Source organism: Gluconacetobacter takamatsuzukensis (assembly GCF_014174275.1).
Classification (GTDB): Bacteria; Pseudomonadota; Alphaproteobacteria; order Acetobacterales; family Acetobacteraceae; genus Gluconacetobacter; species Gluconacetobacter takamatsuzukensis.
In genome coordinates, this window is the sequence record NZ_JABEQK010000004.1 from 190804 (window position 1) to 204508 (window position 13705).

The window sequence follows — 13705 nt, forward strand, 5'->3', positions numbered from 1 at the left end:
CGCGACCTGCTAGGCAGATGCCGCGTGGGGACATAAAACGGGCTCAGGCTAGGGAACTGCCCCTGGGAACCGTCGATGAAGGGGCCCGTGCCGTGGGTTACGTTGCGAAGGGAACGCCATGAACCAGTCCGCGCCTGGAGATGCCATCCTCGATTACGATGCCGCGCGGCAGCGGATGGTGGATGCCCAGATCCGTCCCGTGCAGATCAACGATCCGCGAATCGTCGCGGCGATGCGCGTGCTGCCGCGCGAGGCCTGCGTGCCGGATTCGCTGCGGGCCATTGCCTATGCCGACCAGAGCCTGGAGCTGGGCCATGGGCGCGTGCTGACCGAGCCGCGCATTGCCGGCCGCATGGTCCAGATCGCGGAGCCCGAGGCCGGGCAGCGCGCGCTGGTGGTGGGGGCCGGGACGGGCTATGTCGCCGCCCTGCTGGCCCGGCTGGGCCTGAAGGTGGTGGCGCTGGAATCGGATGCGGCGCTGAGTGCGATCGGCAAGCGTTTCTGTGCCGTCGAGGCGCCGGATGTGGTGTGGCGGGACGGCAAGCTGGCGGCCGGTGCCGCGGGCGATTCGCCGTTCGACCTGATCATGATCGATGGCGCGGTGCGCGCGGTGCCGCCGGCCCTGGCAGGGCAGCTTGCGGCGCATGGCAGGGTTGTCTGCGTGATCTGGCCCGAAGGCGGTGTGGCGGCGGCCAGCATCGGGGAGCCCTCCGCCACCGGGTTGGCGACGCGGCCCGTGTTCGATGTCGCGCTGCCGCTGCTGCCCGAACTGGAACCGGCGCCGGCCTTCGCGTTCTGAGGGCTTGGCCGGAATTGTGGGTGGGTGAGCGAGAGCGGCCCGCAGGGCCGCGCCCGGCCTGTGTCGGCGCGCGGCGGATGCGTGTCGGATCGTCACCGGCGCGCATTTACGATCAGGCTCCGAGGCCTGACACCGTTTGATATATTCTTTACCCGGAAATGCGATACCCAACCCCGGGTAGCATTTCCGGGGAGGGGCGAATGAAGCGCGGATGCGGAATCGGGGTCGGCATGGCCGCCCTGTTATGCAACGCGGCCGCGTGGGCGCAGCGCTATGATGGCAGCGGGTCGCCGAGCTTTGTCCCCCACACGTTGCAGGAGGCCATGGCGGCGGCCTACCTGACCAACCCCACCTTGCAGAAAGAGCGCGCGACCCTGCGCGCGACCGACGAACAGGTGCCCACCGCGCTGGCCGGCTGGCGGCCCACCGTCACCAGCAATGCCGGCATGACCTATTTTTCCGGCGTAAATACCGTGGCGCGGCAGGAAGGGTATGCCGGGTACGACCGCAAATACGACGTGCCCGGTTATACGGCCGGGGTCACGATCTCGCAGCCGCTCTATTCGGGGGGGCGGACCACCGCCAGCACCCACAAGGCCGTCAATGCCGTGATGGCCGAGCGGGCGCGGCTGATCGCGACCGAGCAGCAGGTCTTCAGCGATGTGGTCAGCGCCTATGTCGGCGTGATCGAGAACGAGCAGTTGCTTCAGCTCAACATCAACAACGAAAAAGTTTTGCAGGAGCAGCTTCGGGCGACGTCGGAGCGATTCCGCGTGGGCGAGATCACGCGGACCGACGTGGCCCAGGCCGAGGCGGCGCTGGCCAGCGCCCGGGCCTCGCGCCAGGAGGCGGAGGGCATCCTGCAGACGGCGCAGGCGACCTATGCCCAGGTGATCGGCATGTCGCCGCCGCCCAACCTGGTACCACCGCAGCCGCTGGTGCTGCCGGCGCATTCGCAGAACGAGGCGATTGCCCTGGCGGTGCAGAACAATCCGAACGTGATCGGCGCCCTGTTTACCGAGGCATCGCAGAAGGATGCGGTGGGCGTCGCCATGGCGGCGATCATGCCCAAGATTTCGGCCGAGGCGACCTATGAGCGCGCGATCAACCAGAGCAGCGGCCGGTCGCTGATGGACGACAAATATGCGGCGGTGAACATCCAGTTTCCGCTCTATCAGGGCGGGTCGGAATATGCCGCCGTGCGGCAGGCGCGCCAGCAGGTGTCCGAGGCGCATCGCGCGGTGGATATCGAGCGCCGGGCGGCGATGCAGCTGGCCTCGTCGAACTGGCAGCAGCTTGTGGCCTATACGGCGGCGATCAAGAGCAACCGGATTGCCATTTCGTCGAACATCGTTGCTCTGGAGGGTGTCGAGCGCCAGGCGATCGTCGGCACCAGCACGACGCTGGAAGTGCTGCAACAGCAGCAGACGCTGCTTCAGGCGCAGGTGGCGCTGGTGCAGAGCCTGAGCAACCTCGTGACCGCATCGTACGGCGTGGCCGCCGCCATCGGCCGGCTGACGGCGCAGGATCTGAAGCTGGACGTGCCGCGCTATGACGAGACCGCCTATTACAAGGCGGTGAAGGGTCGGCTATGGGGAATCAGCGACCAGGCGGAGAACCAGCCGGGGCGCTGACGTCATCCCGTCCGGCCGGTGCCGGGCGCTGCTGGGCAAGGGGGCGACATGGCCATGACGGTGCGCCGGGGGATGATGCTGGTGTTGCTGACGATGCCGGTGGCCCTGTCGTCGGTCGCCGCGGCCCGGCCGGCTCGTCGGCCCATCGATACCAATGTCTATGTCGCCATTCCGTCGCAGGCAGCTGCGCCCTCTACCGCCGCCGCCGCGGCGTCGCCGGGAGGCGGAGCGGAGCAAGTGGAAGTGGTCGGCAGGCGGACGGCGTATGTGGCGGCACCGGTGCCCGACGAGCGGGCCCGGGCGCCGGCGGGGGACGGCGATTTCGGCATCCCGCTCGGCCCGCTGGGGACATTCCGCCTGGGCGGGAGTGCGGACCCGGATCATGATCCGGTGACGGGTACGTATCTGGCGCCGTTCGGCGAGGCGTATGAGGGGGCGAGCCCCCTGATGACCCGCTAGCGTTCTGTCTGCAAAGGGCCGCCGGCGGTTGTCGGGCGGCCGGTCCCGGCCGGTCTGGGGCCATTGCTGCCCGTGCGGCGTTTCTTTCGGGGCGAAGTTCGCTATAAGCGGCGGACCGGCGGGGTTGGCCCTGTCCGGGCGATCTTCCTTCATGCTCAGGTCTGGTTTTGCGATGCTGAACAAGTCTTTCTCGCCCGGCGAGATCGAACCCGCCCTCTATGCGGAATGGGAGCGCGAGGGCGCGTTCTCGGCCGTGCCGGGCAGCAGCGCGCAACCTTATACGATCATGATCCCGCCGCCCAACGTGACCGGCACGCTGCATGTCGGCCACGCGCTGACCATGACGTTGCAGGATACGCTGATCCGCTGGCGGCGGATGCAGGGCCGCGACACGCTGTGGCAGCCGGGGACCGACCATGCCGGCATCGCCACCCAGATGGTGGTGGAGCGGACCTTGCAGAAGGAAGGCACCAGCCGGCAGGCGCTGGGGCGCGAGGCCTTCGAGCAGCGCGTGTGGCAGTGGAAGGGTGAATCCGGGGGCGGGATCACGACCCAGCTTCGGCGCCTGGGGGCGTCGCTCGACTGGCCGCGCGAGCGCTTTACCATGGATGAGGGCCTGTCCAGCGCGGTGCGGGAGGTGTTCGTCACCCTGTATCGCGAGGGGCTGATCTATCGCGACCGGCGGCTGGTGAACTGGGACCCGGCATTCCGCTCGGCGATTTCCGACCTCGAGGTCGATAATCGCGAGGTGCAGGGCAGCCTGTGGTATATCCGCTATCCGGTTGCCGACGACGCGGAGGGGCGGACCATCACGGTTGCGACCACGCGGCCGGAGACGCTGCTGGGCGACATGGCGGTGGCGGTGCATCCCGAGGACGAGCGCTATGCCGGGTTGGTTGGGCGCGCGGTCGTGCTGCCGCTGACCGGGCGGCGCATTCCCATCGTGGCCGACAGCTATTCCGACCCCGAGAAGGGCAGCGGCGCGGTCAAGATCACGCCCGCGCATGATTTCAACGATTTCGAGGTCGGGCGGCGGCACGGGCTGGCGATGCCCAGCGTGCTGGACGAGGACGCGCGGGTGACGCTGGCGGACATCGCCGACGAGTTGCAGGCGGTCGAAGGGCTGGCCGACCCCGCCTTTACGCGCGGGCTGGAAGGGCTGGGCCGTGACGAGGCGCGCAAGGCCGTGGTGGCCGAGCTGGAGCGTCTGGGCTGGCTGGAAAAGATCGAGCCGCATCGCAACCAGGTGCCGCATGCCGAGCGCAGCGGCGCGGTGGTGGAACCGCGCCTGACCACGCAATGGTATTGCGATGCCGCGACCCTGGCCGGGCCCGCCATCGCGGCCGTGGAGACCGGGCAGGTACGCTTCGTGCCGCAACAGTGGGAGAACACGTTCTTCGCCTGGATGCGCGATATCCAGCCCTGGTGCATCAGCCGGCAGCTCTGGTGGGGGCATCGCATCCCCGCGTGGTACGGGCCGGACGGGCATGTCTTCGTGGCGCATGACGAGGCCGGGGCCCAGGCCGAGGCCCGGGTGCATTACGGGCGGGACGAAGTGCTGACGCGCGACGATGACGTGCTGGATACCTGGTTCTCGTCCGCTCTATGGCCGTTCTCGACCCTCGGCTGGCCGGAGAAGACGGCGGACCTGGCGCGCTATTATCCGACCGACGTGCTGGTGACGGGCTTCGACATCATCTTCTTCTGGGTGGCCCGGATGATGATGATGGGGCTGCATTTCATGAAGGATGTGCCGTTCCGCACCGTCTTCATCCACGGGCTGGTGCGCGACGAGCGCGGGCAGAAAATGTCCAAGAGCAAGGGCAACGGCATCGATCCGCTGGACATGGTCGACCAGTATGGCGCCGATGCCCTGCGCTTTACCGTCTGTGCGCTGACCGGGCTGGGCCGCGACGTGAAGCTGGGCCAGAAGCGGATCGAGGAATATCGGTCGTTCGTGACCAAGATCTGGAACGCCGCGCGCTTCTGCGAGATGAACGGCGTAGCCCCGGTCGCGGATTTCCGGCCCGAGAGCGTGACCTCGCCGCTGGGCCGCTGGCTGCTGGACGAGGCCGCCCGCGCGGTCGCCGACGCCGATGCGGCGCTGGAGGCCTATCGTTTCGACGAATATGCGGCCGTCTGCTACCGGTTTGTCTGGAACTGCTTCTGCGACTGGTTCCTGGAATTCGCCAAGCCGGTCTTTACCGGTAGCGACGAGGCCTTGGCGGCCGAGATCCGTGCCGTGGCGGCGCATGTGCTGGGGCTGATCCTGCGCCTGTTGCAGCCGGTCATGCCGTTTGTCACCGACGAATTGTGGGTGCAGTTCGGCTTTGGCGCGCGTGGCAGCCTGATGGTGGCGCCGTGGCCGACGCCCGAGCGCCCGGCCGATGCGGCCGAGGCGGTGGCGGAGCTGGACTGGGTGGTGCGCTTCATCTCCGCGATCCGGACCGTGCGGGCGGAGATGAACGTGCCGCCCTCGCGTCTGGCACCGGTGCTGCTGCGCGATGCCGATGCCCGGACCGTGGAGCGCGCGACGCGCTGGGCGGAGGCGATCGGCCGCATGGCGCGCGTGTCGGCGGTCGAGCCCCTGGCCGGCGAGATGCCGCGCGGGGCCGCGCAGCTTGTGGTGGACGAGGCGACGCTGGTGATTCCGCTGGCGGGCATCATCGACCTGGACCAGGAGCGGCAGCGGCTGGAGAAGGAGCGCGGCCGGCTGGACGGCGAGATCGTGAAGGTGGAGCGCAAGCTGGGCAACGAGGATTTCGTTGCCCGTGCCAAGCCCGAGGTGGTCGAGGAAAATCGTGAGCGCCTGGCGCAGTTTCGCGACGAGCGGGTGCGAGTGGAAGCCGCGCTGGGATACCTCGCCTGAGGAGCCTGACCGAAATGCGCGCTGGTGGCGATCCGACGCGCGTTTCCTGTGCTCCGATGCTCACGGCCTATCAGGCCGCTCCGCTTCGGTGCTCGGAAACGCACGACGGGCGCGCCGCTTTGCGGCGCTCTCGCTCACCAGCCCACATTTCGGTCAGGCTCCGGACGGTTGAATGAAATGCGCGCTGGCGGCGATCAGGCGCGCGTTTCCGGGCGGGCTCCGGCAATGGTCACGTTCTCTCCATCACGAGTGCTTCTCTTTCAATCCATGTCGGGGCATCACATCTTCAGACGATGCGGTGCGAATCCGACGTGGGAGACATGAGATGACAAACGGAACGAAAGAGCACGACCCGTCCTGGCAGACCGCCTATCTGGCGGGCGGGTGCTTCTGGTGCACCGAGGCGGCGTTGCGTGAGCTGGCGGGAATCGAGGATGTGACGCCGGGTTATGCCGGTGGCGATGTGCCGAACCCGAGCTATGAGCAGGTGTGCACCGGGCAGACCGGCCATGCGGAGCTTGTGCGCGTGACGTTCGACCCCGCCATACTGTCCTATGCCGACCTGCTGCGGATCTTCTTCACGATTCACGATCCGACGACGCTGAACCGGCAGGGGGAGGATGTGGGCACCCAATATCGCTCGGTCATCTTCCACGCGACGCCGGAGCAGGAGCGGGTGGCGCAGGAGGTGCGGGACGAGATTGCGGCGGCGCAATTGTGGCCCGATCCGATCGTGACCGAAATCCAGAAGCTGACGCAGTTCTACGAGGCCGAGGCCTATCATCACGATTATTTCGCCAAGCATCCGGAACGCGGCTATTGCGCAGCCGTGATCGCGCCCAAGGTGGCGAAGGTGCGGCGGGTGTTCTTCGACCGGCTGGCGCTGGCGCGCCAGTAACCGCCGGGGTTGCGGCGGATCACTCGGTCTCGTCGTCGAGAAAGAGCTGGTCCGCTTCCTCGTCATAATCGAACAGTTCGGCGTAGCGGGCCCAGCCGATCAGGGTTTGCAGGGTCTGCTTGGCGTAGTCGGGGGACATGCTGTCTTCCAGTTCCGCCCGGAAACGCTCGGCGCTGGCGCGGTGGTTCGGCCGGTCGTCCAGCACCGCGCGGATCACGCGGACCAGCGGGACGTTGTGCAGCAGGCTGTGCCAGAGGATCTGCCGCCGTTCGTCGTGGCTGCTCTGGACGAAGCGTGCGCCCTCGGGCGTCAGCAGGATGTCGCCGTCTTCCAGTTCGGCGAATTCCAGCAATTGCAGCGATTCGCCCAATGGGAACAGGTCGTCCAGCGCCAGTTGCAGGCGCGAGGCCAGGAGCGGCAGGTCGGCCCGGCCGTCCAGCGGGTCGGCGGCCAGGGTTTCCATCATCCCCACCATCGTGTTCATCGGCAGGTCGGGCAGGGCGACCTGGATCGGGGTTGCCGGCTGCGGCGCGGCCTCGCCCACGGGGAGTTCGGCCTCGGACACGATCGGGGCCCGGCGCGTCATCAGCGCATAGATCTGGTCGACCAGCTGGCGGAAGGCCGGATCCTCGCGGTTGCGGGGGTGGGCGAAGGGGACGGCGAGTTCGTGCGCCACGCGGCCGGGATTGGAGGAAAAGACCAGGATGCGGTCGCACATCAGGACCGCTTCCTCGATATTATGCGTGACCAGCAGCATGGATTTGACCGGCAGCTTGCGCTCGGCCCACAGCTCGATCAGGTCGGTGCGCAGGTTTTCCGCCGTCAGCACGTCCAGCGCCGAAAAGGGCTCGTCCATCAGCAGCAGGTCGGGCTGGACCACCAGGGCGCGGGCGAGACCCACGCGCTGGCGCATGCCGCCCGAGAGTTCCTTGGGGTAGGCGTTTTCGTAGCCGCCCAGGCCGATCAGGTCGATTGCGCCCTCGGCCAGCCGGTCGCGCTCGGCGGCGGCGATGCCCTTGGCTTCCAGCCCCAGCTCCACGTTCTTCTGCACCGACAGCCACGGGAACAGGGCGAAGGACTGGAACACCATCGCGATGCCGGGCACCGGGCCCGAGACCGGGCGGCCCTTCCACAGGATGCTGCCCTCGGTAGGGGGCAGCAGGCCGGCCACGATGCGCAGCAGCGTCGATTTGCCCGACCCCGACCGGCCCAGCAGGCCGACGATCTCGCCCGAGCGCAGGGTGAGGTTGACGTCGTCCAGCACGACCAGGTCGGCGGCGCCGCCCTTGTGGTAGGCCTGGCGGCAGTCGATGACGCGGATCAGGTCCTCCTGATCCTCGACCTGGGGGGTGGGGGGCAGGGTCATGGCGGGGTCCCGGACGGTGAGTGTCAGACGAAGGCGAAGTGGCGGCGGGCGTAATCGGCCAGCGGGCGCCATACCGCGCGATTGAACAGCAGAACGAACACCGCCATGACCGTCATGCCCAGCCCGACATGGGCGGTGTCGCCCGCGACCGTGGCGCGGGCGATATAGGCCCCCAGCCCGTGGGCGGCCAGGTGGTCGTTGCCCCAGCTTGCGACCTCGGCGGCGATGGCGGCGTTCCATGCCCCGCCCGAAGCGGTGATCGCCCCGGTGACGTAGTGGGGCAGGATGCCCGGCAGGGCGACCCGCAGCCACCAGAGCGGGCCGCGCACCTGAAGACTGCGCGCGACCTCCAGCAGGTCGGCGGGAAAGGAGGATGCGGCGGCCACCACGTTGAACAGGATATACCACTGGGTGCCGAGGATCATCAGCGGGGTCAGCCAGATATCGCTGCTGAGATGGAAATGGACGATCAGCACCACGAAGATCGGGAAGAACAGGTTGGCGGGGAAGGCGGCCATGAATTGCGCCACGAACTGGGTGCGCCGGGCGCGGACCGGATCGAGCCCCAGCCAGATCCCCGCCGGCACCCACACCAGCGAGGCCAGCAGCACCATCGCCATCACCCGCAGCAGGGTCAGCCCGCCCAGCCCCACGACATGCAGCAGCTCGGACGGCGAGAAGGTGGCGCGCGCGTAGATCCAGACCTGCCACAGCGCGAGCAGGCTGAGGCCCGCCAGAAGGGCGCTCCACCCCAGGTCGAGCAGGCGGGAGGGCAGGACGGGGACCCTGCGGGCCTCGTGCGGGCGGCGGCCCAGGGGCAGGCCGCCGATGGCGGTCAGGCCCTCGCCGATGGCGTCGGTGATGCGGCGCAGCAGGGCGGTGCGGCGCAGCAGCACCAGCATCCACGGGTCGGAGGCCGGGGCGGCGTCGGACGAGGCGGTGCCGAAGCGCCCCGACCACGCGACCAGCGGCCGGAAGAGCAGCTGGTCATAGGCCAGGATCACCACCAGCATGGCCAGGATGGCGTAAAGCACCGCCCACAGATTGCGCTGCGCGATGGCGGTGCCGACATAGGAGCCGATGCCGGGCAGCAGGATGTCGGTGTTCCCGACCGTGATCGTTTCGGAATAGACCACCATGAACCAGCCGCCGGACATCGAGACCATGGCGTTCCAGACCAGGCCCGGCACGGCGAAGGGGACGTCCAGCCGCCAGAATTTCTGCCATGCGGTCAGGCCGAAGCCGCGCGCGACTTCTTCCAGGTCCGGCGGGACGGCGCGGAGGGACTGGTACATGCTGAAGGCCATGTTCCAGGCCTGGCTGGTGAAGATGGTGAAGATGGCCGCCAGTTCGGCGCCCAGGATGCGGCCGGGGAACAGGCCCATGAAGAAGACGACCGTGAAGGTCAGGAACCCCAGGATCGGCACCGATTGCAGCACGTCGAGCACCGGCACCAGGATCAGCGCGGCGCGGCGGCTCTTGGCGGCCCAGACGGCGTAGGTGAAGGTGAACAGCACAGACGCGCCCAGGGCCGCGAACATGCGCAGGGTGGTGCGCACCGCATAGCCGGGCAGCCAGGCGGGATCGAGATGGATCACCGCCGCATTCGGTGCCGTGATGGGGGCGAGCATGTGACGGCCGGCCGTGGCCAGCAGGACGGCCAGCCCCAGCATGCACAGCAGGGCGGCCAGGTCGAACAGGTTGGGCCGGCTGTCGCGGGATAAAAAGGCGGGAAGCCAACGCGCCGTCATGAACCTCTTTCCTGTCTGCCCGATGCTACCGGCCTGCCGGCAACGTCAGGCGGTGCCGGTGCTGCCGAAGCCGCCCGTTGCGCGGGTGGTCTCGTCCAGGCTGCCGGCCTCCTGCCACGCGACGCGGACCACCGGGGCCAGCACGGCCTGCGCGATGCGCATGCCGCGCGTGATCGGCAGCGGCGTGTCGCCCGTGTTGAGCAGGATGATGCCGATTTCGCCGCGATAATCCTCGTCGATCGTGCCGGGGCTGTTGGGCAGGGTGATACCATGTTTCAGCGCCAGGCCCGAACGCGGGCGGATCTGCAATTCGTAGCCCGGGGGCAGGGCGATGCACAGGCCGGTGGGCACCAGCATGCGCGCGCCGGGTGCCAGTGCGACGGGATCGCGCACCGCCGCCAGCAGGTCCATGCCGGCGGCGCCGGCCGTGGCATAGCCGGGCAGGGGCAGGTCCGCCGCGTGGGGCAGGCGGCGGACGGCGACGGAAACGATGGGGGCGGTCATGAGGGGCTCCGGCCCGAAGGCATATCCGGGGTGAAGAAGGCGGCGATCCGGCCGGCCAGGCGCGTGGCCACCGCGTGCTTGTCCATGCGGGGCCAGGGCTCGGCGCCGGTATCGGTGATGAGGATGATCTCGTTTTCCTGCCCGCCCATGATGCCGGTTTCCGGCCGTACGTCGTTGGCGACGATCCAGTCGCAGCCCTTGCGCTGGCGCTTGGCGGCCGCGTGCTGCCCGACCGTGTCGGTCTCTGCCGCGAAACCGACGACCAGGGCGGGGCGCGTGGGGCCGGGGGCGGACAGGTCGGCCAGGATGTCGGGGTTGGGTACCAGCGTCAGCACCGGGGGCGGGGCACCGGCGGTCTTCTTGATCTTGCTGGTGGCCTCCTGCGCCACGTGCCAGTCGGCGACGGCTGCGGCGCAGATGGCGATGTCGCAGGGCAGGGCGTCGCGGCAGGCCGCCAGCATCTGCCGGGCGGTTTCGACCCGGTGCAGGGTGACGCCGGGGGGCGGGGGCAGGTCGACCGGGCCGCTGACCAGGGTGACGCGCGCGCCGAGGGCGGCGAGGGCGGCTGCGATTTCATAGCCCTGGCGACCGGAGGAACGGTTGGCGAGGTAGCGGACCGGGTCGATCGGCTCGTGCGTCGGGCCGGCCGTGACCAGTGCGTGGCGGCCGGTCAGGGAGCCGGAGGCGGCCGGCCCGGCGAGGTGGCGGAAAATCGCCTCGGCGATTGCGGGGGGCTCGGCCAGGCGGCCGGGGCCGGTCTCGTTGCAGGCCATCAGTCCGATTTCGGGCCCGACCACCGCGACGCCGCGGGCGCGCAGGGTGGCCAGGTTGGCCTGGGTGGCGGGATGGTCCCACATGCGGACATTCATGGCAGGCGCGATCAGGACCGGCTTGTCGGTGGCCAGCAGCAGCGTGCTGGCCAGGTCGTCGGCCAGCCCGGCGGCCATGCGGGCCATGATGTCGGCCGTGGCGGGGCAGACCACCAGCAGGTCGCCGGACCGGGAGAGGGCGATATGGCCCATCTCGTTCTCGTCGGTCAGCGAGAACAGGTCTTCGTACACTTTCTCGCCGGTCAGGGCCTGGAGGCTGAGGGGGGTGACGAACTGGCGGCCCGCCGCCGTCAGCACCGTGCGGACGCGCAGGCCCGCGCCCGTGAGCAGGCGGATCAGCTCCAGCGCCTTGTAGGCGGCGATGCCCCCGCAGACGATCAGCAGGACCGTGCGGCCGCCGACCGGGGCCGGGGCGGCGGACATCGTCAGATCCGCCAGCCGGAATGGATGGCCGCGATGCCGCCCGACAGGTTGCGGACCGTCACATGCTCCAGCCCCGCATTGCGCATCATGCCGGCCAGGGTTTCCTGGTCGGGGAACATGCGGATGCTCTCGGCCAGATACTGGTAGCTCTCGCGGTCGCCGGCGATGGCGGCACCCATGCGCGGCAGCACGTGGAACGACCAGGCATCGTAGATCGGCGACAGGGCCGCGACCTGCACGCGGGAGAATTCGAGGCACAGGAAGCGCCCGCCCGGGCGCAGCACGCGCCGGGCCTCGCGCAGCACCGCGTCCTTGTCGGTGCAGTTGCGCAGGCCGAAGGCGATGGTGACCCGATCGACCGAGCGGTCGGGCAGGGGAATCGCCTCGGCATCCATCACCGCGAAATTCAGGCTGGAGATCAGCCCGCGCTCCAGCGCCCGCCCGCGCCCGACGGAGAGCATGCTGGCGTTGATGTCGGACAGGATGGCCCGGCCGCCGCCCGCGCGCAGCCAGCCGAACGAGATGTCGCCCGTGCCGCCCGCCAGGTCCAGCAGCGTCAGGTCGGGGTGGGCGCCCATCTCGGTCACGAAGATTTTCTTCCATGCCCGGTGGATGCCCAGCGACATGACGTCGTTCATGATGTCGTAGCGGGTGGCGACGCTGTCGAACACGGCGCGCACCATCGGCTTCTTCTCGGCCAGGGGTACGTCGCGGAAGCCGAAATCGGTCGTCTCCGCGCCGGAGGGAGGGGCGACGGCGGCGGCGTCGAAGGCGGAGGGCTTGGTATTGTCGGTCATGGTTCAGGGATATAACCTCAGATCCACTCATGCCGGAACTCCCTGAAGTCGAAACAGTGATGCGTGGGATGCGGTTGCATCTCGACGGGAAGACGATCGCGCGGGTGACGGTGCGGCGCGAGGGCATGCGCACGCCCTTTCCGCCCGACCTGGCCGCCCGGCTGGAAGGCGCGCGGATCTGCGGTTTTGCCCGCCGTGGCAAATATATCCTGATGCGGCTGGACCGGGGCGAGACCATGCTTCTGCACCTGGGCATGTCCGGCCGGGTGCTGCTGTCGCTGCCCGGGCAGGCGCCGGCGCCCGACCGGCACGAGCATCTGTCGTTCGAAACCGCCGACGGCATCCATTTCGGCCTGATCGACCCCAGGCGCTTCGGCACCGTGGACCTGATGGCGACGGCGGACGAGGAAAAGCACCGGCTGCTGGCCCGACTCGGGCCCGAGCCGCTGGGGAACGGATTTTCGCAGGATTGGCTGCACCGGGCGCTTGCGCGGCGGCGGACGTCGATCAAGGCGGCGCTGATGGACCAGTCGGTGGTGGCGGGCATCGGGAACATCTATGCCTCCGAGGCGCTGTTCCGCGCCGGGATCCATCCGGCGCGGATGGCCTGCGGGCTGGACGCGGCCGAGGAGGGGCGGCTGGTCGAGGCGATCCGCGCCGTGCTGGAGGAGGCGATCGCGGCCGGTGGATCAAGCCTGCGCGACTATGCCCAACCGGATGGGGAACTGGGCTATTTCCAGCATGCCTGGCGCGTCTACGGCCGGACTGGGCAGGGTTGCCCGGATTGCCCCGGCGGCAAGGCCTGCGGGGGTGTGGTGCGGATCGAGCAGGCGGGACGCGCGACGTTTTTCTGCCCGCTGCGGCAGGTGCTTCCGGCCGGTATGCCGGCGGCGGCCGGGTGAGGCATGGCGGTATTTCCTGCCGTGCAGAAGAGTTGTCTTGACGGAGGTGGAAGGCTTGGACTAGATCGCCACCCTGATCTGGATGTCCGAGGCCTGCTGGCGACGGACCTCGTAACCATATTTTTTTGAACTGAGAACCATGGCGAACACTGCTTCCGCGCGCAAGCGCATCCGTCAGAACGAGCGCCGCAACGCGCGCAACACGGCGCGCGTCTCGCGTATGCGCACCTTCGTGAAGAAGGTCGAGGCGGCGATTGCCTCGGGCAACAAGGAAGAGGCGACCAGCGCCCTGCGCGCCGCCCAGCCGGAAATGCAGCGCGCGTCGGGCAAGGGTGTGATCCATGCCAACACGGTTTCGCGCAAGATTTCGCGCCTGTCGGCCCGTATCAAGGCGCTCGTCGCGGCTTGATCGGCTGCGCCGGCCGGTATTGTTAAAAAACCGGCAAATAGACGCACAGAACTAGGCATAAGGT

At 68.7% G+C, this 13705-nt stretch carries 12 protein-coding genes; 7 read left to right on the forward strand and 5 right to left on the reverse strand.

The window, feature by feature from the left end:
- Window positions 1–118: 118 nt before the first annotated feature.
- The 5 genes from HLH27_RS07180 (at window position 119) to msrA (ending at window position 6659) form a co-directional block, all read left to right on the forward strand.
- Window positions 119–799: a protein-L-isoaspartate O-methyltransferase family protein gene (locus tag HLH27_RS07180; RefSeq protein WP_182949066.1), complete on the forward strand. Its 681-nt coding sequence runs from the start codon at window positions 119–121 to the stop codon at window positions 797–799.
- A gap of 200 nt (window positions 800–999) precedes the next feature.
- On the forward strand, window positions 1000–2433 hold the full coding sequence (locus tag HLH27_RS07185; protein ID WP_182949068.1) for a TolC family outer membrane protein: 1434 nt from the start codon (window positions 1000–1002) through the stop codon (window positions 2431–2433).
- 48 nt (window positions 2434–2481) lie between these two features.
- A complete protein-coding gene (locus HLH27_RS07190; protein ID WP_182949070.1) occupies window positions 2482–2892 on the forward strand; it encodes a hypothetical protein in 411 nt (136 codons plus the stop codon).
- A 172-nt stretch (window positions 2893–3064) separates the two neighbouring features.
- Window positions 3065–5761, forward strand: coding sequence for a valine--tRNA ligase (locus tag HLH27_RS07195; RefSeq protein WP_182949072.1), 2697 nt, complete (start codon window positions 3065–3067; stop codon window positions 5759–5761).
- A gap of 325 nt (window positions 5762–6086) precedes the next feature.
- Window positions 6087–6659: a peptide-methionine (S)-S-oxide reductase MsrA gene (msrA, locus tag HLH27_RS07200; protein ID WP_182949074.1), complete on the forward strand. Its 573-nt coding sequence runs from the start codon at window positions 6087–6089 to the stop codon at window positions 6657–6659.
- 19 nt (window positions 6660–6678) lie between these two features.
- On the opposite strand, the gene HLH27_RS07205 is transcribed toward msrA, so the two are convergent.
- The 5 genes from HLH27_RS07205 to HLH27_RS07225 are packed head-to-tail and all read right to left on the reverse strand — an operon-like array spanning window position 6679 to window position 12330.
- On the reverse strand, window positions 6679–8025 hold the full coding sequence (locus HLH27_RS07205; RefSeq protein WP_182949076.1) for an ABC transporter ATP-binding protein: 1347 nt from the start codon (window positions 8023–8025) through the stop codon (window positions 6679–6681).
- Between the two features lie 23 nt (window positions 8026–8048).
- On the reverse strand, window positions 8049–9776 hold the full coding sequence (locus HLH27_RS07210; RefSeq protein WP_182949078.1) for an ABC transporter permease: 1728 nt from the start codon (window positions 9774–9776) through the stop codon (window positions 8049–8051).
- A gap of 45 nt (window positions 9777–9821) precedes the next feature.
- Window positions 9822–10280, reverse strand: a complete 459-nt coding sequence (dut, locus tag HLH27_RS07215) for a dUTP diphosphatase (protein WP_182949080.1) — start codon at window positions 10278–10280, stop codon at window positions 9822–9824.
- Window positions 10277–11533: a bifunctional phosphopantothenoylcysteine decarboxylase/phosphopantothenate--cysteine ligase CoaBC gene (gene coaBC, locus HLH27_RS07220; RefSeq protein WP_182949082.1), complete on the reverse strand. Its 1257-nt coding sequence runs from the start codon at window positions 11531–11533 to the stop codon at window positions 10277–10279. The genes dut and coaBC overlap by 4 nt, the downstream gene beginning before the upstream one ends.
- A 2-nt stretch (window positions 11534–11535) precedes the next feature.
- Complete coding sequence (locus HLH27_RS07225; RefSeq protein WP_182949084.1) at window positions 11536–12330, reverse strand: class I SAM-dependent methyltransferase; 795 nt, start codon at window positions 12328–12330, stop codon at window positions 11536–11538.
- Window positions 12331–12359: 29 nt separating this feature from the next.
- Between HLH27_RS07225 and mutM the strand changes: the two genes are divergently transcribed.
- The gene (gene mutM / locus HLH27_RS07230; protein WP_182949086.1) at window positions 12360–13232 is read left to right on the forward strand and encodes a bifunctional DNA-formamidopyrimidine glycosylase/DNA-(apurinic or apyrimidinic site) lyase; all 873 of its coding nucleotides are present in this window, start codon (window positions 12360–12362) and stop codon (window positions 13230–13232) included.
- Between the two features lie 139 nt (window positions 13233–13371).
- Window positions 13372–13641: a 30S ribosomal protein S20 gene (rpsT, locus tag HLH27_RS07235; RefSeq protein ID WP_114728253.1), complete on the forward strand. Its 270-nt coding sequence runs from the start codon at window positions 13372–13374 to the stop codon at window positions 13639–13641.
- The last annotated feature ends 64 nt before the right edge of the window (window positions 13642–13705 follow it).